Source organism: Acinetobacter sp. AKBS16 (assembly GCF_002899995.1).
GTDB classification, from domain to species: Bacteria; Pseudomonadota; Gammaproteobacteria; order Pseudomonadales; family Moraxellaceae; genus Acinetobacter; species Acinetobacter baumannii.
This window is the reverse complement of record NZ_POYH01000034.1, coordinates 22,713-43,736: the sequence shown is the minus strand read 5'-3', so window position 1 is coordinate 43,736 and position 21,024 is coordinate 22,713. Positions and strand designations below refer to the sequence as shown.

Genomic DNA, 21,024 nt, shown 5'->3' with positions numbered 1-21,024 from the left:
TTAACATTACGTTTCATCTATTATTGACTTCATAAATTGTTACAATACAATGACCCCAGCTTTATCTCTTGTTAATGCTGGAAATGATTATGAAAAAACTTGGTTTAGCCACTGCTGTATTATTAGCCATGACCGGTGCTCATGCTTATCAATTTGAAGTTCAAGGTCAATCTGAATATGTTGACACAACTGCAAATGATAAAAACTTCACTGGTGACGTTGCTGGTACATTCTATTTGAAAAATGTTGATACAGCTAAGGGTCCTTTAGCTGAAGCAGCTTTCTTAAACCAAGCTTCTAGCGTGTCTTTAGGTTATAGCTATCAACAATATGACCAAAACAACGTAAACTACCACATTGGTACATACGGTGTTAAAGGTGAGGCATACGTTCCAACTCCTTACCTTCCTGTATATGCTAGCGCAACTTACAACCACACTGATGTTGATGGTAAAAACAACTTCTCTAAAGATGACAACGGTGACCGTTATGCATTAGAAGTTGGTGCTATGTTGTTACCTAACTTCTTAATGACTGTTGGTTATACAAGTGTTGCTAACCAATTCGCTTTAGATAACTTCGGTATCATCGGTAACGGTATCTACTCTGCTGTTAACCAAACTGCTGCTATCCAAAACGACCAAGATGCTGTTACAGCACGTGCTAAATATGTTGGTCCAATCGATGGAACTAACATGGCAATCGGTTTTGAAGCTGCTGGTGCATTCGGTCAAGAAAACCAATACGGTTTAAAAACTGACCTTTACTTAACTCCTAAGTTAAGTGTTGGCGCTACTTTCGTGGGTAACGATGGCGAAGCTGACATCAAAGGTAATGACCTTGGTGAATTCCGCCAAGCTTGGGGTGGTAACGTAAACTACTTCATCACTCCTGCTTTAGCAGTTGGTGCATCTTACATGAAAGCTGACGTTAAAAAGTCTAGCTACGATACACAAACTATCGGCTTAAATGCTAAATTCCGTTTCTAATTTAATTTAGAAATTGAATTAAAAAAAAGGACTCAATTGAGTCCTTTTTTTATGGCTATTAACTGCGTACGATATTTAAGAAATGTAAATGACGTTCGTACTGATCAATAATATCCTGAATCAAATCTTCCTGAGTCCAGTCCATTACATCATAGTTTTGTCCGCCTTCTCTCAAAAATACCTCAGCTTGAAAATACTGACCGTCTTCTGCTTCTGTACGACCAATTAAAAAACTTGGAGGTACTGTTTCACGTGAAACAACTTTATAAATAAAATTAATTTCATGATGATGATCGACTCGAAGCTGCATACCATCTTCCACTTCACTAATCGACACCTCAAGATGGCGGCGTCTAAACTCATGCTGAATATTTTCAAAAGCACGTGAAACCTGCTTTTCAATATATTGCTTCACCTCTTCTTCACTATGAGGATAATGCATGATTAAACCAAGGCGCTGCTGCCAGCTTCTAGGGTTATGAATGGCGCGTGGTGTAATGCGAGCTTCTTGAATTGCTATCATTTTAGTGACATCAAGATGCAAAGCTTTTATTAGGCCCCAACTCATTAGCAGCATGACTACGGTAAAAGGCAACGCACTCATAATGATTGAAGACTGAAGCGCCGCAAGACCGCCCACCAAGAGTAAAATAATAGCCAACACCGCCATAAGCACTGTCCAGAACAGGCGCTGCCAAGTAGGTGAATTTTCTGTTTTTGCTGTTAAGTAGTCAGTAACCAATGCCCCTGAGTCAGCAGAAGTCACAAAGAATAAAACCACCAAAATAGTCGCCAGAATATTCATGACACCTGACCATGGCAAGTGTCCTAAAAACTCAAATAGAGCAACTGACGAGTCTTGCTGAACAGCCTGAATCAAAGTGGTTTGATGTTCATGGATAATGCTAAATAACGCAGCATTTCCTAAAAAGCCCATCCAGATAATGGTAAAGCCTGTTGGAATGAGGAGTACCCCGACAATAAATTCTCGAATGGTACGACCACGTGAAACCCTTGCGATAAACATACCTACAAATGGCGACCAAGAAATCCACCAAGCCCAATATAAAATCGTCCATCCCCCAATCCATCCATTCGGCTGATAAGCATATAAATTGAATGTCATGGTAAAAAGGTTAGAGATATACTGCCCAGTGTTTTGAATAGTGGTCTGAAGTAAATAAATACTAGGACCAGCGATAAAAACGAATACTAATAATATTAAAGCTAATACTAAGTTTAGCTCTGATAAACGTTTGACCCCTTTATCTAACCCTAAAAACACAGATAATGAAGCGAGAATACTCACAAAAATAATGAGTAAAACCTGAGTAGTAGTGCTTTGCTCAATACCAAATAGATAATGTAAACCAGAGTTAATCTGGGTAACACCAAATCCGAGAGAAGTCGCTACACCAAATACCGTACCAATGGTCGCAAATATATCGATGCTGTCGCCCCACGGTCCATAAATCTTTTTACCAATCAGTGGATACAGTGCTGAACGGGTTTTTAGCGGTAAATTATGCCGATAAGCAAAATAAGCTAATGCTAAACCGACCACGGCGTAAATTGCCCATGCATGTAAGCCCCAGTGGAAAAAGGTTACACGTAAAGCTTGTTGTGCTGCCTCAATTGTCTGTGGCTCACCACTTGGTGGGTTGACATAGTGCATGACAGGTTCAGCCACACCAAAGAACATTAAGCCAATACCCATACCCGCAGTAAACAACATGGCAAACCATGATCCGTTACTATATTCGGGCTGGCTATGGTCAGGGCCTAATTTAATACGTCCAATCGCAGAACAGGCAATATAAATGAGTAGGATAAGAAAGAAGGCAACCGATAAGACATAGAACCAACTAAAAGAATCAGTGATCCACTGCTTTAACTGTTGCGTGAGAAGTTCAAAAGAACTCGGAGCGATCACAACAACTGCTAAGAACAAAGCAATAATAATGACCGTACCCAAAAAGACATTGGGATTAACATTTGCGAACCAACTCGCTTGTTTGGAAGGCATAAATCCTCCATGTTATTTTAATGAAAATGACAGGCTTAAAGCCAATAAAGACATTCAGGAATGAACAAAGTTATATCTTTCAATAGAGAAAGCCGATAATACTTTAAATAAACTTAAATAATATTGCAGTTACAAAGGTGTAAATAAATTAAAACACCTCCTTCTTTATTTATCAGAATTCTTTTTAGGCGTGTGCTTGATATATTGTAAAGCGATTAAACGCGTGACTATTAGGGCTAAATACATCACTCCACAAAACATCTGTAACATCGCTAAAACACGTGCTGGTGGACTAAGGGGCATTAAGTCAGACAGTCCCGTAGCTGACTGCAAACTAAAGCTTAAAAACAGTAAATCTAACCAAGTTTGTAAGTGATGGATGTGGTTTGGATTTTGAAAGCTATTAGGAATGAGTAACTGACAAATGTTATATAAAAATGCAAATCCCCAAGCCAGCAAGGTAAAAACTGCGGCAGCTGCAAACAACTCATCGCGGGTTAAATATCGGTCGGCAAACATATAGCGAAATAAACCATAAGCAGCCGAAAAGTAAGCTAAGGCTTCACAGCTATGGGCAAAAATCTGGATGGTTAAATTGCTATAGCCTAATAAAATAAAGACCGAAGCTATAATTGCCCCACTGACAAATGCGAGACCGAGAAAAGTGAACATGGGCGTTTGGCGAATAACTTTAGCAATAATGAGTAATGCAAGTACCCCTAGCGCCCAAGTTAAGGTCCTATAAGCCTCGTTATCAAAAGTCAGCATAGCCAGAATAAGTAAAATGAATTGTACCAACAGCAGCCATGCAGAAGGCAACAATCGAAAGCTCGACCAGAATTCAATGATAGATCGCATTTAATTATTTTCCATTTTTTCATTATGTTTTGGATTATAGAAAATCATACTGTACAAAAAATAGGATAAACAAGTTGTTCTTTATTAAGGAGCTTCTTTCAATACACTTTATGAGATAAATAAAAAAAGCCCCGTAGGGCTTTTTTGAGATGTTCAAGTGGTTTTGATTTTAGTGGTCTGATGCACCAGAAGCACCAATACCTGTCATTGAACGAACATATTGAGCATCGAAAGAAGCGCGTTCTTTTTTCGCACGTGCTGAGCTGTCAGTTACCGAGAAGAACCAGCAGCAAAGGAACGACAAAGGCATTGCAAATAATGCAGGACCATTGAACGGGTTAATTGGGGTGTCAGAGATTTTTAAAGTATCTACCCATACTGCTTTAGACAGAATAATGAGTACAACCGCTGTTACAAGACCAACTACGCCACCAATGACCGCACCACGAGTTGTTAAACCTTTCCAGAACATTGAAAGAACAAGAATTGGGAAGTTTGCACAACACGCTACAGAGAATGCTAAACCTACCATGAATGCTACGTTTTGCTTTTCAAACAAAATACCTAAAATCATGGCAAAGATTGCTAAACCAAGCGTCGCGATTTTTGACATGCGAAGCTCAGAAGCTGGCGTGGTTTGACCTTTTTTAAATACGTTAGCGTATAAATCGTGTGAGATCGCAGATGCACCTGAAAGCGTTAAACCAGCAACAACAGCAAGAATCGTTGCGAACGCTACTGCTGAAATGAAGCCCATGAATAAGTCACCGCCTAAAGCGTCACTTAAATGCACGGCTGCCATATTGTTACCACCAACAAGCTCAAGTTTGCCGGTCATTGCCATTTTCGCAACATCAAGGAATTGCGGGTTATTTGATACGAAAAGGATCGCACCGAAACCAATAATGAAAGTTAAAAGATAGAAGTAACCAATAAAACCTGTTGCAACGACAACCGATTTACGCGCTTCTTTTGCGTCTTTTACCGTGAAGAAACGCATAAGAATGTGTGGAAGACCTGCTGTACCAAACATGAGTGCCAAGCCAAGAGATAAGGCATCAATCGGGTTTGCGGCAAGTTTACCTGGTCCCATAATTTTTGCAGCATCTTCAAAGCTTACATCATGAACTTTACTGAACACTTCAATTGATTGGGTGAACATATTACTAAAGCTGAAACCAACCGCTTTCATCACCATAAAGGCCATGAAAGTTGCACCACTTAATAACATCACTGCTTTAATGATTTGTACCCATGTGGTTGCTAGCATGCCGCCGAAAATAACGTATGCCATCATGAGCAAGCCGACAATCACAACTGCAATGTTATAGTTCAAACCAAATAATAGTTTGATGAGCTGACCTGCCCCTACCATTTGTGCAATCAAATAGAACGCGACTACAACAAGCGAGCTGAAAGCAGCTAAAGTACGAACTGGTTTTTCTTCAAGACGGAATGACACTACGTCTGAAAGGTTATATTTACCAAGATTACGTAAGCGTTCTGCCACCAAGAATAAAACGATTGGCCAACCGACCATGAACCCGAGTGAATAGAGCAAGCCGTCAAAACCTGAGCTAAACACCATTGCAGAAATACCAAGAAATGACGCTGCTGACATATAGTCACCCGCAATCGCCAAACCGTTTTGGAAACCACTGATCCCACCACCAGCAGTATAGAAGTCTTGCGCCGATTGAGTTTGTTTAGCCGCCCATTTGGTAATAAACAAGGTAAAGCCAACAAAGATGATAAACATGATAATGGCATGCCAGTTGGTAGCTTGCTGTTCTGCTTCACCTAAGTCCGGGCTTGCCATAGCAACAGTTGAATATAGCGATGCTGCTGCCAATAAGGCTTTCGCTTTGAATGAATTCCATTTCATATTAGTGTAGTCCTTTCTCATGCGTGATGGCTTCAACTTCCTTCAACGCTTCTTCACTCAATTGGTCAAGGGTATTATTTGCGATATAGGAATACACACCACAAAGTAGGAAAGATAAAACAATAATTCCTAAACCTAGCGGGATCCCCCATGTCGTTACACCACCACTAAAGGAACTCATCAAAAATTCTTTGTTGTAGCCCACAAGTAGCATAAAGCCCACATAAAGCACTAACATGATGATTGTGAGCGTCCAGCTTAATGCACTTTTTTTCTTGACCATTTTTTGAAACTTTGGATTACGTAGAATCTGTTCTACTTGGCTTTGATCCATAACCAAACTCCTTACATAGTGCCCAACCTTGGTCACTTTTTTTTAATGTATTTTTTCATTATTAAAGTTAGCAAGATTCCAGCTCAGTCGTAACTTAGACTTTGGTCGTTAAAATTTAATCAATTTATAGCTTTGTTTCAGCTTGGGTTATGATAGGCATAAGGTTTCACTTATGTAGGTCATATGAACAGCTGGCTGATTATTGGGGTGCTCACTCTTTATATTGCGCTTTTATTTGTCTGTGCTTTTTTTGGTGAGAAGCATGCCAGTCGTCTTAGCACGCGTGGCCGTATGTTTTTATTTAGCTTAACTTTAGGTGTCTATTGTTCCTCATGGACATTCTATGGCGCAACTGGGGCTGCCGTACGTGAAGGCGTCATCTTCTTACCTATTTATTTAGGTCCACTGTTATTTGTCTGGTTTGGTTATGACATCTGGCGGCGTCTAGGTCGAGTTCGTCAGCATCATGCGATTTCGTCAATCGCTGACTTTGTCGCGGCACGCTATGGTAAAAGTGGTGTACTCGCATCGTTGGTGACTATTCTTGCAGTTATTGCGATTATCCCCTACCTCGCGTTACAGCTCCGTGCGATTGCGTTAAGTACCTCGGTCATTATGGAGCAAAGCTCGCATATTCATACGACGACCAACAGTGTGTTATTGCTCACCAGTGTGCTTGCGATTTTAGCCATGATTTTTGGTACAAGGCAGATTGCAAACACGGAGCAACACGGCGGCCTCATGCTTGCGGTTGCATTTGAATCATTTGTGAAGTTATTTGCCTTACTTTGTGTCGCTTTATTTTTTATTTTTGAATCACCGGCCAACCTGAGCCAAATGACCTCTGATGTAAACCAAACTTTTCAGGAAGTTCAGCTCTTTGGTGTACCCGAAACCTTCTGGATTCAAACATTATTGGCGGGCTTAGCCATTATTTGCTTACCACGTCAGTTCCACGTGGCGGTGGTCGAACTCCGCGATGAGAAGCATATTCGCGGTGCCCGTAAATGGTTCGCGGTTTATCTCATTTTAACTATTCTTGCCATTATTCCGATTGCAAGCTGGGCTTTACATGCCGCACCGAAGTTTCTGACCGTGCCTGATGTGGCTGTGCTGTCATTGCCTTTAAGTTATAACCAAGAGTGGCTGGCATTACTGGCCTTTTTAGGCGGGTTCTCTGCATCAACAGGTATGTTACTGGTGTCATCAGTAGCATTGTCTATTATGCTCAGTAACGACTTGATTATGCCTGCTCTATGGCGATTTAAGTTGCTGTCACGTCACGATAAGCATTTACCTAAAGTTCTTAAATTTAGCCGCCGTATCAGTATTGTTGCGGTGATGCTACTTGGCTTTTTATTCTTCCATTTCTTTAATGACATTAACCAACTTTCAGTTTTCGGCTTATTGGCCTTTAGTGCTGTAGCACAGTTTGCACCTGCACTGATTGGTGGTTTGTATTGGCGTGGCGGAAGCCGTCAAGGCGTCTATGCAGGACTTATTATTGGATTTTTAATGTGGAGTTATACATTACTATTTCCAACTATTTTGCGTAGCTTGCCTGAAGCCTATCAGGAAACTGCTCAAAGTATTTTACTTTTCGGTCCTTTCGGCATTAATGCCCTACGCCCGGAATCTTTATTTGGTTTTGAGTCATTTGCACCTTTAACTCATGGTGTTATTTGGTCACTCGGTTTAAATATTGTTTTATATATCTGGATTTCAAAAATTTATCGGCCAAGCGTCGCTGAGCAAATTCAGGCAGAAAGCTTCTTTTATTATGAAACAAAGCCTTTACCATCACCGCACACCTCTACTGATTTAACCTATCTTCCTCATGATGCGGCCCGCTTAAAAGTGGGTGATTTATTTGCCCTAGCCAAAAGAATTACGGGTGAGCAACCCACTACGCAAGCGTTCGAAAATTTTTGTGAGCAAAATCACCTCACCCTCAACCCGAATAGTATTGCCAATGGCATGTGGTGGCGTTTTACCGAGCAATATCTGGCCGGTATTATCGGTGCCGCTTCTGCACGTACGTTGCTCACAACAGCAATGATTAATAACGGCCTCGCTTTAGGGCAAGTGGCTAATATTTTAGACCAAGCATCGCAGTGGCAACGTTTTAATCAGAACCTTCTTATGACCATGATTGACCACATGACTCAAGGGGTAAGCGTGGTGGATAAAAATATGTGTTTGGTCGCATGGAACAATCAATATTTAAAACTGTTTGGTTACCCAAAAGACCTCGTTTATGTGGGCTGCCCAATTGCCGACCTCATTCGTTATAACGCCGAACGCGGTGAATGTGGTCCCGGTTCAGTTGAAGAACATGTGCGTAAACGCCTTCACTGGATGAAAGTGGGAAGTGCTCACGAATTTGAACGTATTCGTAAAGATGGCCGTGTAATTCAAATGCGAGGAAATCCGATTGCAGGTGGAGGCTTTGTAACGACATTTGCCGATATTACGGCCTTCCGTGCGAACGAAGCCGTGCTTGAAGCCCGCGTAAAAGATAGAACACAACAGCTTGCCGATGCCTTAACTGAACAACAGCTTGCACGTGAACAAGCTGATATGGCCAATATGTCAAAAAGTCGATTTATTGCCGCGGCAAGTCACGATCTATTACAGCCTATGCATGCTGCTCGTCTGTTTAGTACCGTTCTTGAGCAAAGTATTTCGACCGAAGAAGACCGCCAGACCCTACAACAGCTTGACCGAGCACTCTATGGAGCAGAAAGTATGCTCTCTGCCCTACTCGATATTGCACGTTTGGAAGGCGGCACCATACAACCAAAGAGACAACCTTATCCGTTGCATGATTTGCTCAGTGATCTTGAGTTGCAGTTTAAATCGATCGCTGCTCAGCGAAATATCTCACTGAAAGTCCACGATGTGTCTTTCTGGATCGATACCGACCCGCAGTGGATTCGTCGTATTATTCAGAACTTTGTCAGTAATGCTTTGCGTTATACCGCTAAAGGTCGAGTGGTGGTGGGTGTACTCCGCTCTGCGCAGCAGTCTGGACATATTCGAATTGGGGTTTGGGATACTGGACCAGGTATTGCCGAAGAACAACGAATTAAGCTATTCCAAGAGTTTGAGCGCTGCGGGCATTTATCACCTTGGGGTGAACAAGGTTTAGGGCTAGGACTTGCCATCGTACAACGTATGACAGGTTTGCTAAATTACCCTGTTCATGTTTACTCAGAGTTGGGCAAAGGCTCATGCTTTATGATTGAAGTACCTGTTGTCGAGCCACCAAAAGTTGCAACACCAGCTGTACAAGCCGTACCTTTAAAAACTAAAGCTTACCGTATTTTGTGCCTAGACAATGATGAAACTATTCTTGAAGGAATGAGTAGTTTATTAGGACGATGGGGTTATCAAGTTTTCAAAGCGACTGAACCTGAACAGGCGCTAGAAATTATTCAAAAAGAGAATATTCAGGTTTGGCTCATTGACCAGCATTTAAACCACAATCAACTTGGGGTTGATTTTATTACTCAAAATCGTCAAGAAGATGTTCCTGTTGCCTTAATCACAGCGGACTCGCACCCAGAGTTACCGCAGCAATTAAAAGAACTGAATATTGTTTTACTCAAAAAGCCGTTAAAACCAGCTTCATTAAGAGCATGGTTATCTGGGCTTAAAATTGCCAGCACGACAGACTAATCATTTATCGCTTCCCAACCTTTGATAAGTTTGGGGAGCGGTTCTTGGCAAAAATGTTTGACTGAATTTAAGCCAATAGGCAGAACTGCTCAAAAAGTCTACTTTTACCCGGTAAATCATTGACCAAAATTTCCAATGCCTTTTTTTCTATGGCAAAGCCCACCTTTTTTGTAAGTGAACACTTGTATACTTAGTTACAATTTAATAATTAATTGTTTTTATTATAGATTATTTACGAAAAATCACCTTATACGACTTTAGTCGTATTCTACTTGCATTCTTCATGACACATAAATATTCAAAACGAATTTTTAAATTGTATAACGAATTATCAAATCGATTTCCAATCTATATAGTTTCACTGCTCTAGAATGAATGCAAAGGATAACTGCCATGAATATTTCTGATAACACCCCCCAAGGGCAACTCTCGTCTCAACAATTTTATCGTCAATACAGTGCCAATGCCTTACTTCCTGAGTTAGATTGGCAAAGTATTTTTCCGCATAGCAAGCTTAGCGAAGCACATATCAAAGCACTCAATACTATTTATCAGTGTGCTGTACCTCTCGCACTTAATGTATTTCATGATCTAAATTTTGATGTATTTGCGCCTGCTGCCTATCATCCGCAAGGCTTGGGTTTATTTGATAAATTAGCCCAACAAGAAGAGAACTTCTTAAAAGTTCTTACTGCTGAAAGTGAAAACCTTGACCATGAGACACGCCATCAAATCTGGAGTATGCTTCTACGCGGTGGTGCTGTTCTGGTTTTCAAGGCTTGGCTTGGTCATGTCAAACTCGGAGAAAACCAGTTAGATATGACTCAGTTCGATGAGCTTTCTGACTTGCTGTTTATTAAGACACCTCCACATCAACTTGCTGAACGTTTGCATGTAGATGAAAAAGCAAAACTTGACCATATCTTCTTAATGTATGGCAATGATATTTTCCTTGACCGGTTCAATAGCCTAGAAACCGCAGCTCTCTTTGTTGATTTAGGTGTTTATGATGCGGCTTTCTTAAGCTTGCGTGATGACCGCGTGGCTGAATATTTAAAAAGCAAAGGCTATGTGACCCAAGAACAAATTGATGATTTGCAATGTGCTCTTAACCCACTGTACTGCGACAGCCTAACACCTAAGCAAGATTGCCTTGCCTAAGGGGAACATATAAAAAAGACCTCAATTGAGGTCTTTTTTATTTTAGATTTTTTTATCTTCAATATTTAATGCACTAATTGCCAATACAGCCTGTGTACGATTTTGTACGCCTAGTTTTCTAAAAATAGCCGTTACATGCGCTTTAATGGTAGCCTCTGAAACATCGAGTTCATAAGCAATTTGTTTATTTAATAAACCTTCTGCAACCATCATCAAAACTCGGAATTGCTGAGGCGTTAACGACTGAATACGTTCAGCCAAAGCAGTTTCATCTGCCGCTCTCGGATCAAGATTAATATTTGATGGCAAGTTTGGCGGTAGCCAGATTTCCCCATCTAACACTTGACGGATTGCTTCGCCAATATGACTTGGATGAGCCGATTTAGGAATATAACCCATTGCACCATGCGCAATTGCACGTTGAATAATTGACGCTTCTTCGTGTGCAGAAACCACAATAATAGGAATAGATGGATATTGTGCTCTTACATAGACCAGAGCCGAAAAGCCTGAAGCACCCGGTAAGTTTAAATCAAGTAATACCAGATCAGGTTCTGCCCCATTTTCCAAACGCTCATAAAACTCATCAACCGAAGCTGTTTCATGAATTTGTGCCTGCGGCAGGCTATAACGTACTGCTTGAATCAAAGCATGACGAAACAAAGGATGATCATCAACGATTAAAATATTCATAAGCGATTAAAGTAATCTTGAGCATAAGTATGGCCTATTGTAACCCTACTATTTAGATGAAAGATATGCTCATCTTATCCATTTTTATGCAAAATGTTGTTAAATACAGACCTTTGCTTCGATTTTCAGATGTTTTTTATCTTTTAATCAAAATTAATCTGTTTTTTATATAAGCTTTATTTTTATTCTAAAAAATATATCGTCAATAATTATATAAAATAAAAACAGTTATTTAACTCGCTATTAAATAATAAAAATCAACGATTCGGGTTTTATATTTAAAACTGATAAGGTTGACCAATTTCGTTATTTTACAGTTCGCCAGCATTGTTGATTAATAAGTCCAATCTTCTTTTTTAGGCTTAGGAACCAAATCATGACTGGTATCGCATCATCAAAACCCTTAAATATTGTTGCTGTTTCTGGTGGTTTGAATACGCCATCTAAAACCGAAAGTCTGGTTCAGGCCATTCTTGATGAGTTATCTGAAGCAATTGATATTAAAGTTCACTTTATTAAATTGAGTGAAATCGGGCCCTTATTAGGCGGCGCATTTTATCGCAACCAGCTCCCGCAGCGCGTACAAGATGACCTTGCAGCGGTTGAAGCAGCAGATGCCTTAATTGTTGGTACACCTGTCTACCGTGCTTCTTTTACAGGCCTTTTCAAACACTTTTTTGACTTTGTTGAACAAACTGCATTAGTAGATGTACCTGTACTTTTAGCTGCATCAGGCGGTAGTGATCGTCATGCACTCGTACTAGAGCATCAGCTTCGCCCATTGTTTAGCTTCTTTCAGGCACAAACTTTACCAATTGGCGTATACGCAACAGATCGCGACTTTACTCCTGAATATACGGTGAAAAGTGAACAGTTATCTGACCGTATTACGCTAGCCGTAGCGCGTGCATTGCCAATTTTAGAATGGGCGCCAGCGAAAGGTAAACGTGCTGAAGTGGTTAAACCTAAATCTCAGCAAGCGAATCAAGAGCTCGGTATTAACAAGCAAATTGAGCAAGAAGAAGTATTGCCTTCAGCAGCTGTACCAAATCTCGATGCAGCAGAATCTCGTTTGCATCATAAGTCCGGTAAATCATTAACGCATGTTGCCTAAGCGCAATATAGCTAAATAAAAATAACGAATGGGGAGAGAGCACCATGACGCAATTACAACAACCAATTAAATTTGCTTATTGGGTACCAAATGTAAGCGGTGGCCTTGTCGTAAGTAACATCGAACAGCGTACAGACTGGAGTTATGACTACAATGTTCGACTTGCACAGGCAGCCGAAAACAATGGTTTTGAATATGCGCTCACCCAAATTCGTTTTACGGCGGGCTATGGGGCAGAAAACCAGCATGAGTCTGTGAGTTTCAGTCATGCATTACTTGCAAAAACTGAGAAACTCAAAGTGATTGCGGCTATTCTGCCCGGCCCTTGGAAACCGGCACTTGCAGCTAAACAGTTGGCTACGATTGATTATCTAACTCAAGGTCGTATTGCCATTAATGTGGTAAGTGGCTGGTTCAGAGGCGAGTTTGATGCGATTGGTGAAGAGTGGCCTGAGCATGATGAGCGTTATGTTCGCTCTGAAGAGTTTATTCGCACGCTAAAAGGAATCTGGACCACCGATAACTATAGTTTCGATGGTAAGTATTACCAATTTCAGAATTACACTCTTAAACCAAAACCTCTGCAAAAACCCCATATTGAAGTCTTTCAAGGTGGTAGTTCACGTGCCGCACGTGACATGGCCTCTCGTGTGTCTGACTGGTATTTTACCAACGGTAATACTGTCGAAGAAATTCAAAAACAGGTCGAAGACATTCGTAATAAAGCGAAAGCCAATAACCATCAAGTTAAAATTGGGGTAAATGCTTTCATTATTGCTCGAGATACAGAAGAAGAAGCAAAAGCGGTACTTCAAGAAATTATTGATAAAGCCAATACTGAAGCAGTAAATGCGTTTGGCGATGCAACTCGCGAAGCGGGTGCTGCTTCACCAGAACAAGAAGGCAACTGGGCAAAATCAACTTTTGAAGATTTAGTTCAATATAATGATGGCTTTAAAACCAATTTAATTGGTACACCTCAGCAAATTGCAGAGCGGATTGTGGCGCTTAAAAATGTAGGTGTCGACTTGATTCTTTCAGGTTTCTTACACTTTATTGAAGAGGTGGAATACTTTGGTGAAAAAGTTCTGCCGCTCGTTCGCCAGTTAGAACTACAACAGGAAAAGGAGGTAGAAATTCAAGCTAAATCAGCCTAAAACCTCCAGTTAAAACAGCGCAAGACAATAAAAACAATAAATAAAAATAAAGACATATTGGCTCCAAGACTCGGCTTGGAGCTTTTATTTTTTAAGCTTTCTCTACTTCTCGAATAACAGTTTCAACTGAGTAACGACACCATTTTGAGAGGACTTCAATAAAAGCATTGAGTTCTGCTGGTTCGAAATGACTAACGATCATATAACACGCATTACCCATAACCTTAAAGCACTCATCGATTTGTTCATATTGCTTTACTAAATTTTCAATTTCTTCAAAGGAGCGCAGTTCATTTAAATGCAAATGAATAAATTGTTTATGCCTGTATTGCACGGCAATGGTGTAATTTTTAATAACACCTGCATCCATTAACTGAGCAATTCGAGCACCTACTGCCTGCCCTGTCCGATGAACACGCTGCCCAATTTCTTTATTTGTTAAGCGAGAATCTTGCTTGAGCAATGCAATAATTTTTAGATCAATAGGGTCTAATTCAATATTCATTTTTCATAACGAAAGAAAACTGGCGATAATGCTTTCATAGGACTATAGCCGATTTTGCGGGCAGAGAATAACCTTGTTTTATCTTATACCAACAAGAGTATTCTCATGAAACAAGCACTATTAGTTATCGATGTACAAAATGATTATTTTAAAAATGGCAAAATGGAATTGGTTGGACCAGATCAAGCGCTCGATAAAATAAAACAGCTCGAGCAATATTTTAATAAAAAAGATTTACCGATTATTTATGTGCAACATATTAACCCGCCACAAGCCAGCTTCTTTCAAGAAAATACTGAAGGTGTTTTACTTCATCCAGAACTTAGTGCTGGCGGTGATTCATTAATCGTGACAAAGCATTATCCAAACAGTTTTTTAGAAACCAATTTAAAAGAACTTTTAAAAGCACATCAAATTGAACAACTCGTGATCACAGGCATGATGACACATATTTGTATTGATTCTGGCACACGTGCAGCCAAAGAGTTAGGTTATCAACCCATCTTAATTGGAGATGCCACTGCGACCCGTGATTTAAGCCATAACGGAAAAACTGTTAAAGCCGAAGATGTACAAACTGCTTTTTTAGCTGCTCTTGGTATGTTTGCGAGCGTACAAAATACTGCTGACTTTCTTGCAAAATCTTAAACAGGCTTAATAAAAAAGCCCCTATCGGGGCTTTTTTATTAAAACGTTATTTTTGTCTATCAGGATAAACTGTCGCAATCAGTTGATCCACCACAGCAGGTTCAGCTAGGGTTGAGGTATCGCCCAAACTATCCAGTTCATTCGCTGCAATTTTTCTTAAAATACGGCGCATGATTTTACCCGAACGGGTTTTAGGTAATGCCGGCGCCCAGTGCAGTGCATCTGGTGAAGCCACTGGTCCAAGTACTTTACGTACCCAGCTAATTAACTCTTTTCGCAGTTCTTCCGACTCTGGAACCGCCTGCAAAGTCACAAAAGTACAAATACCCTGCCCTTTAATATCATGCGGCATACCCACAACAGCAGCTTCTGCCACCGCTTCATGCGATACAAGAGCACTTTCAATTTCAGCCGTACCTAGACGGTGGCCTGAAACGTTTAAGACATCGTCAACACGACCCGTGATCCAGTAATAGCCATCTTCATCACGGCGGGCGCCATCACCTGTAAAATAAGTATTTTTAAAGGTCGAGAAGTAAGCTTCAATAAAGCGATCTGGGTCACCCCAAATGGTACGCATCTGGCCCGGCCATGAATCTTTAATCACAAGGTTACCTTCGGCAGCGCCTTCTAGTTCATTGCCTTCACCATCTACAATAGCTGGTTGAATACCAAATAAAGGACGCGTTGCCGAACCTGGTTTTAAAGCTGTTGCCCCCGGTAATGGCGCAATCAAAATACCACCTGTTTCGGTTTGCCACCATGTATCAACAATTGGACAGCGGCCTTCACCAACAACGTTGTAATACCAGTTCCAAGCCTCTGGGTTAATAGGTTCACCCACTGAACCTAACAAACGCAAACTACTACGGTTACTTTCGCGTACATACGAATCACCTTCTCGCATCATGGCACGAATCGCGGTTGGCGCTGTATATAAAATAGAGACTTTATGTTTATCGACCACATGACCAAGACGTGCCCATGTTGGATACTGAGGCACACCTTCGAACATTAAGGTCGTCGTACCATTTGCCAATGGTCCATAGATTAGATAACTATGGCCTGTAATCCAGCCGACATCAGCGGTACACCAGTACACATCATCTTGTTTTAAATCAAAAACTTCTTTAAAGGTACTCGCTACGTACACCAGATAACCACCTGTAGTATGTAACACTCCTTTAGGTTTCCCCGTCGAGCCAGAGGTATAAAGAATAAATAAAGGGTCTTCGGCCTTCATTGGTTCTGGAGGACAGTTTGCATCCACCTCCATAATAATAAGGTGATACCACAAATCACGACCCGGTTTCATCTCGATCGGGTTTGCATTACGGTAAACCACAATCACATTTTCAACGCACTCTGTGCCTGGCAATGCTAATGCCAAATCAACATTTTCTTTAAGTGGTAACAACTTACCGGCACGTAGGCTTGAGTCAGCCGTAATCACAAGTTTAGCTTGGCTATCTTCAATACGACTCGCCAACGAGTCTGGTGAGAAACCACCAAATACCACGCAGTGCACCGCACCAATACGGGCACAGGCTAACATGGCAATTGCAGCCTCAGTCACCATTGGCATATACAGCACAACGCGGTCACCTTTACCAATGCCATATTTCTTTAAAACGTTGGCGAAACGGCAGACTTCGTCATGTAATTCTTTATAAGAAACGATTTTATGACGAGAAGGATGGTCACCTTCCCAAATAATTGCAGGTTTGTGAGGGTGTTCTTTAAGATGCCTGTCCAAGCAGTTTGCTGATACGTTCAACTCACCATCAGCAAACCATTCAATCTTGAAATTGTCTTTGTCAAAACTGGTATTTTTAACTTGGGTAAATGGCTTTATCCAATCGACAATTTTAGCTTGCTCTGCCCAGAATTCATCTGGGTTCTCGATAGAGTGTTGATAACGTTTAAAGTAGTCTGCTTCAACAGTACGAGCAGTTTTTTTAAATTCCTCTGGTACTGGATAGATCTCATTCATACGCAACTTCCTTGATCTTGTGCATCCCATCTCGAGACTGTGGCTATTATTTTACTGGATCTTATTTGTTTGCCTTTTCAGTATGATGACTCTTTCAAAGCCTAGACAATGCGACTTTGGTCATATATTAATCACTTACTCAAGCATACGAAATTGTGAATATTTTTATAAAATTAAGTTGATTTAAAACATTTGTCTATAGCTTTTACTTTTATAATTTTTTTAAGTTTTGATGGTTTTGACCATCAACAAAGATTATTTTAGCTTTTAGAAGCAGTGCAGGAATAAAATAAGATGTTTGCCGAAACTCCCTCTTCACGTCCACCTCAACTCCCGTTTAAAGACAGCCCTTTTTCAATTCATGGCCGCTTTAACCGAATGAGTTATTTAGGTGGATATGGTCTGATTTATTTAGTCACAATCGTGGGCTATTTTATTCTGGCTTCGTTTCTTGGAAGTTTTCAGCTTTCAAGTGATCTATTTAATTTTGAATTTTACAGCTCTCTCTCCGGTATAAGTGCTTTAATGGTCTGGGCTTTCTGGCTATTTCTGATCTATCTCAACATTATTCTGGTCGTTCGACGCCTACACGATTTAAATAAAAGTGGCTGGATGGGACTACTGTTATTTATTCCAGTCGTTCAGTTCTTTTTTATGCTTTATTTACTGCTTGCTTCTGGTACAGCCGGCACTAATCAATATGGTCCTGTTCGGCCTTCAACGTTTATAGAAAAACTGATGGCTTGGCTTATTTTAATCGCTATTTTAATTAGCCTTATTTCTACAGCAGGCTTTTTTTACTACTTCTCTGGTACCGATACTATTCAAACCCCGACACAAATCTTACAAAAAGGAACGGAATACTTTTAATTAAAAAACACTTTATTATTTAGATGAACTCATTATAGTAGGCGCACATTTTATCTCCTACTATGATGGAAGCTGAAAAGGCTTTCTGAATTTATTCAATTAGAGACTTGTCGTGGCTGATGAACAAAAATCCTTAACGGATGTTGCAAAAAATACAGGCGAACTTTTGCAAGAAGCAAGTACTAAAACCACTCAAACAGTTTTAGCGCATACCGAGAAATACCATGATGCCTATACCACTATCGACAAAATCGTAGATAGTTTTTGGGAACGTGTACCTTATATCTGCATTGCAATTGTTGTTTTTCTTATTTTTTGGCTACTGACCAAATTATTTAAGTTCTTTGTTCGTAAGACTTTAGAAAATCGCTCTTATACTCGTCAAAATCTAGTTTTAGTTTTAAACCGTGTCGGTAGTACAGCGATTTTATTCTTTGGTTTCTTAATAGCTCTCGTCATTATGATTCCGGGGTTCACACCAGGCCAGCTCATGAGTGCGCTAGGTATCGGTTCGGTCGCCATTGGTTTTGCATTTAAAGATATTTTCCAAAACCTGCTTTCAGGTATTTTGATTTTATTGAGCGAGCCATTCCGTATTGGCGATTCAATTGTGGTGAATTCACTTGAAGGAACTGTAGAAGACATCCAGATCCGTGCAACCTTCCTACGCTCACCGGATGGTCGCCGTATTGTTATTCCAAATGCAACGGTTTATACAAGTGCCTTAACTGTTAATACTGCTTATCAACAACGACGCTGTGAGTTTGTAGTCGGAATTGGCTATGATGATGATGAGCAAAAAGCAAAACAGATTATTTTAGATATTCTCAACAATGACCGAAATGTACTGAGTCAGCCTGCATTTTCGGTTAATGTCACAGCTTTAGCAGATTTCTCGGTTAACCTGACTGTACGCTGGTGGGTTGATACCACTGAAACTGATATTTCTTCATCTATTAGTAATATTCAAGCTCAAGTAAAACAAGCTTTTAATGAAAATGATATTGATATTCCTTACCCAATTCAGGAATTAAAAATGGTGTCTAATCCACCAACTTTAAACCCTGAAACATCAGTTAAACAAACGACCTAAAATATAAGAAATAGACGTTTCGGTTCTTAAAATACGGTTGCCTAAGCTCATAGCTTGGCAACCGTTTTTTATGAGCAAATCTACTTCGTAAGGAATAAATCCTCCTTCCGGCCCGACCACTACACTACAAGCATGGCTAATATTAATTGGCATACGCTGCTCAGCATAAGGATGAGCCACATAGACAGGTGTTTCCTGCGTAATTAAGCTTGGCAAGACGTCTTCAACAAAAGGTTTAAAACGTTTATAAAGTTGAATTTCAGGAACAATTGTATCGCCTGCTTGCTCAAGTCCCAGCGTAACGTAGTTGTCTACTTGCTGTAAAAAAGGTGTTTGCCAATAGCTTTTATCAACACGATAACTATGAATCAGGCTTATCCTTTCAACACCTAAGGTCACACTGTCCATAATTAGACGGCGTAAAACTTTAGGCCTTGGTAAAGCTACAATTAAATGAACCGGAAGTTTTGCTGGTAGTGGTTCTTCGCGAATAGGCCGTATACGGACTTCATGCTCATTCATCGAAACAATTTCAGTGATATAACGGGCGCCGTTGCGAATACCAACTTTCAGGTTCTGGCCGACTGTAATATCAAGATGTTCACGCAAATGCTGTAATTGACGTTTTGAATGGATAGACCATGTATCCGATTGAACATCTTCAGGCTCTAGTAAAACAATATTCATGATTTTTCGGCCAGATAGCGATTAATCACCCCGATATGTTTTTGTAAGGAACCTTGATTACGTTGCAACACTTTATGCGCCTGTGCCACTAACTGTTCAGTCGCCTCAGGTTCTGCCAGACATGCTAACCAGATATCAACGACCTGCTGTGCATCTTGAGCAATAAGCACAGCATTTTCATCAATGAACTCATCGACAATCGTTTGAAAGTTAAAATAACGCGGTCCAACTACAGTAGGTACATTTAAAACCATAGGTTCTAAAATATTATGCCCACCACCCGGCTCATTTAAAGAACCGCCTACAAAACACACCTGACTTAAGGCATACCATAACCAGAGCTCACCCATACTGTCAGCGAGATAAACTTGCGTGCTGGCATGAATACTTTGGCCCATACTTCTACGATGCGTAATTAAATTTAAATTTTGGCAAATTTCAAATACTTCATCGAAACGCTCAGGATGACGAGGCACCACAATACACACCAACTCACGATCTGAATTTAAATAAGGTGCGAGTGCTTCCAAAATTTGTTGTTCTTCGGGTGCATGTGTACTGGCAATCGTCACAACCTGCCGATTTTCCAGATACCATTGCTGATGCAATTGGGCAGCTTGTTTAATAAAAGCCTCTGGCGCATGAATATCAAACTTAATATTACCAACGACCTGACTTTTGTGTTCGTCTAAACCAAGCTCAACATAACGCTGACGAGTTGCACTATCTTGCGCTAACACCCAGTCCAGCTGTTTTAACATACCTGCGGTTAAACCCGAGACTTTGCCATATCCTTTTGCAGATTTTTCTGACAACCGAGCATTAAGCAGCAAACAAGGTACATGCTGTAATTTGGCTTGATCGATTAAATTTGGCCAGAGTTCAGTTTCAACCAGTGCTAAAAGCTTTGGCTGATATAACTCAAAAAATTTTTTTAAAAGAGGCTTCTGGTCTACAGGCAAATAAACGGCTTGAAATAAATCTAAATATGGTTCTTTTAGAAAAAGTGACTTGGCACGAGCCTGACCTGTTTTCGTGGTATTGGTCACTAAGACTGGCTGCCCAAGTTTTAGGTAATATTCAATTAAGGGCTGTGCAGCATTGGTTTCCCCGACTGAAACAGCATGAAACCAGATCGCTTTTACATTCTTCGGTGCTTCAAACGGCCCAAATCTTTCCAGACATTCCTGCTGATATAATTCTAGACTTTCTGCACGTCTTTTTATCCGCCAACGATAAAACGGTTTTAATAAATGAAGTGCGGTGTTGTACCAAAATGGGGTCGCCAAGCGGTTTGCCTCAAATAGTCAAAATTCAAAAACTGCGGAAA

The 21,024-nt window shown here is 40.5% G+C and carries 17 protein-coding genes; 8 read left to right on the top strand and 9 right to left on the bottom strand.

What is annotated here, in order from left to right; all coding sequences use genetic code 11:
* Positions 1–89: 89 nt before the first annotated feature.
* Positions 90–989: a porin Omp33-36 gene (omp33-36, locus tag C1642_RS05445; protein WP_000733005.1), complete on the top strand. Its 900-nt coding sequence runs from the start codon at positions 90–92 to the stop codon at positions 987–989.
* A 58-nt stretch (positions 990–1,047) separates the two neighbouring features.
* Here the strand turns inward: omp33-36 and C1642_RS05440 are convergent, their stop codons facing one another.
* The 4 genes from C1642_RS05440 to C1642_RS05425 form a co-directional block, all read right to left on the bottom strand.
* Positions 1,048–3,015 (bottom strand): BCCT family transporter, encoded by a 1,968-nt coding sequence (locus C1642_RS05440; RefSeq protein WP_001139472.1) that lies wholly within the window; start codon positions 3,013–3,015, stop codon positions 1,048–1,050.
* Positions 3,016–3,180: 165 nt separating this feature from the next.
* Positions 3,181–3,873, bottom strand: coding sequence for an ion channel (locus tag C1642_RS05435; protein WP_001256565.1), 693 nt, complete (start codon positions 3,871–3,873; stop codon positions 3,181–3,183).
* Positions 3,874–4,042: 169 nt separating this feature from the next.
* On the bottom strand, positions 4,043–5,758 hold the full coding sequence (locus tag C1642_RS05430; protein ID WP_000871878.1) for a cation acetate symporter: 1,716 nt from the start codon (positions 5,756–5,758) through the stop codon (positions 4,043–4,045).
* A gap of 1 nt (position 5,759) precedes the next feature.
* Positions 5,760–6,092 carry a DUF485 domain-containing protein gene (locus tag C1642_RS05425; protein WP_000372818.1) on the bottom strand — a complete coding sequence of 111 codons (333 nt, stop codon included), beginning with the start codon at positions 6,090–6,092 and terminating at the stop codon, positions 5,760–5,762.
* A gap of 183 nt (positions 6,093–6,275) precedes the next feature.
* Between C1642_RS05425 and C1642_RS05420 the strand changes: the two genes are divergently transcribed.
* Positions 6,276–9,773, top strand: coding sequence for a PAS domain-containing hybrid sensor histidine kinase/response regulator (locus C1642_RS05420; protein WP_047482090.1), 3,498 nt, complete (start codon positions 6,276–6,278; stop codon positions 9,771–9,773).
* 393 nt (positions 9,774–10,166) lie between these two features.
* A complete protein-coding gene (locus C1642_RS05415) occupies positions 10,167–10,934 on the top strand; it encodes a hypothetical protein (RefSeq protein WP_001026735.1) in 768 nt (255 codons plus the stop codon).
* Between the two features lie 42 nt (positions 10,935–10,976).
* On the opposite strand, the gene C1642_RS05410 is transcribed toward C1642_RS05415, so the two are convergent.
* A complete protein-coding gene (locus C1642_RS05410) occupies positions 10,977–11,627 on the bottom strand; it encodes a response regulator (protein WP_001023261.1) in 651 nt (216 codons plus the stop codon).
* Positions 11,628–12,003: 376 nt separating this feature from the next.
* Between C1642_RS05410 and msuE the strand changes: the two genes are divergently transcribed.
* Entirely contained in the window at positions 12,004–12,741 is a 738-nt protein-coding gene (gene msuE, locus C1642_RS05405; protein WP_000145704.1) for an FMN reductase, read from the top strand.
* Between the two features lie 44 nt (positions 12,742–12,785).
* Positions 12,786–13,898, top strand: a complete 1,113-nt coding sequence (gene sfnG, locus C1642_RS05400; protein WP_000192767.1) for a dimethylsulfone monooxygenase SfnG — start codon at positions 12,786–12,788, stop codon at positions 13,896–13,898.
* Positions 13,899–13,989: 91 nt separating this feature from the next.
* Here sfnG and C1642_RS05395 read toward each other — a convergent pair whose 3' ends face one another.
* The gene (locus C1642_RS05395) at positions 13,990–14,403 is read right to left on the bottom strand and encodes an Lrp/AsnC family transcriptional regulator (RefSeq protein WP_001019413.1); all 414 of its coding nucleotides are present in this window, start codon (positions 14,401–14,403) and stop codon (positions 13,990–13,992) included.
* A gap of 105 nt (positions 14,404–14,508) precedes the next feature.
* Between C1642_RS05395 and C1642_RS05390 the strand changes: the two genes are divergently transcribed.
* Positions 14,509–15,051 (top strand): cysteine hydrolase family protein, encoded by a 543-nt coding sequence (locus tag C1642_RS05390; RefSeq protein WP_103236024.1) that lies wholly within the window; start codon positions 14,509–14,511, stop codon positions 15,049–15,051.
* Positions 15,052–15,097: 46 nt separating this feature from the next.
* Here the strand turns inward: C1642_RS05390 and acs are convergent, their stop codons facing one another.
* On the bottom strand, positions 15,098–17,044 hold the full coding sequence (acs, locus tag C1642_RS05385) for an acetate--CoA ligase (RefSeq protein WP_103236023.1): 1,947 nt from the start codon (positions 17,042–17,044) through the stop codon (positions 15,098–15,100).
* 294 nt (positions 17,045–17,338) lie between these two features.
* Between acs and C1642_RS05380 the strand changes: the two genes are divergently transcribed.
* Positions 17,339–17,914, top strand: a complete 576-nt coding sequence (locus C1642_RS05380; protein ID WP_000457175.1) for a DUF805 domain-containing protein — start codon at positions 17,339–17,341, stop codon at positions 17,912–17,914.
* Between the two features lie 112 nt (positions 17,915–18,026).
* A complete protein-coding gene (locus C1642_RS05375; RefSeq protein WP_103236022.1) occupies positions 18,027–19,007 on the top strand; it encodes a mechanosensitive ion channel family protein in 981 nt (326 codons plus the stop codon).
* Here the strand turns inward: C1642_RS05375 and C1642_RS05370 are convergent.
* Together C1642_RS05370 and C1642_RS05365 are read right to left on the bottom strand one after the other, a co-directional pair.
* Entirely contained in the window at positions 18,987–19,694 is a 708-nt protein-coding gene (locus tag C1642_RS05370) for a 16S rRNA (uracil(1498)-N(3))-methyltransferase (protein ID WP_103236021.1), read from the bottom strand. The genes C1642_RS05375 and C1642_RS05370 overlap by 21 nt on opposite strands.
* Positions 19,691–20,983 carry a 3-deoxy-D-manno-octulosonic acid transferase gene (locus tag C1642_RS05365; protein ID WP_032022990.1) on the bottom strand — a complete coding sequence of 431 codons (1,293 nt, stop codon included), beginning with the start codon at positions 20,981–20,983 and terminating at the stop codon, positions 19,691–19,693. The genes C1642_RS05370 and C1642_RS05365 overlap by 4 nt, the downstream gene beginning before the upstream one ends.
* Positions 20,984–21,024: the final 41 nt, after the last annotated feature.

Coding starts and splice junctions, on each gene's coding strand:
- C1642_RS05415 (WP_001026735.1), top strand. CDS start 10,167: ATGAATATTTCTGATAACACCCCCCAAGGGCAACTCTCGTCTCAACAA.
- C1642_RS05410 (WP_001023261.1), bottom strand. CDS start 11,627: ATGAATATTTTAATCGTTGATGATCATCCTTTGTTTCGTCATGCTTTG.
- C1642_RS05440 (WP_001139472.1), bottom strand. CDS start 3,015: ATGCCTTCCAAACAAGCGAGTTGGTTCGCAAATGTTAATCCCAATGTC.
- C1642_RS05390 (WP_103236024.1), top strand. CDS start 14,509: ATGAAACAAGCACTATTAGTTATCGATGTACAAAATGATTATTTTAAA.
- omp33-36 (WP_000733005.1), top strand. CDS start 90: ATGAAAAAACTTGGTTTAGCCACTGCTGTATTATTAGCCATGACCGGT.
- msuE (WP_000145704.1), top strand. CDS start 12,004: ATGACTGGTATCGCATCATCAAAACCCTTAAATATTGTTGCTGTTTCT.
- C1642_RS05425 (WP_000372818.1), bottom strand. CDS start 6,092: ATGGATCAAAGCCAAGTAGAACAGATTCTACGTAATCCAAAGTTTCAA.
- acs (WP_103236023.1), bottom strand. CDS start 17,044: ATGAATGAGATCTATCCAGTACCAGAGGAATTTAAAAAAACTGCTCGT.
- C1642_RS05420 (WP_047482090.1), top strand. CDS start 6,276: ATGAACAGCTGGCTGATTATTGGGGTGCTCACTCTTTATATTGCGCTT.
- C1642_RS05395 (WP_001019413.1), bottom strand. CDS start 14,403: ATGAATATTGAATTAGACCCTATTGATCTAAAAATTATTGCATTGCTC.
- C1642_RS05370 (WP_103236021.1), bottom strand. CDS start 19,694: ATGAATATTGTTTTACTAGAGCCTGAAGATGTTCAATCGGATACATGG.
- C1642_RS05435 (WP_001256565.1), bottom strand. CDS start 3,873: ATGCGATCTATCATTGAATTCTGGTCGAGCTTTCGATTGTTGCCTTCT.
- C1642_RS05380 (WP_000457175.1), top strand. CDS start 17,339: ATGTTTGCCGAAACTCCCTCTTCACGTCCACCTCAACTCCCGTTTAAA.
- C1642_RS05430 (WP_000871878.1), bottom strand. CDS start 5,758: ATGAAATGGAATTCATTCAAAGCGAAAGCCTTATTGGCAGCAGCATCG.
- sfnG (WP_000192767.1), top strand. CDS start 12,786: ATGACGCAATTACAACAACCAATTAAATTTGCTTATTGGGTACCAAAT.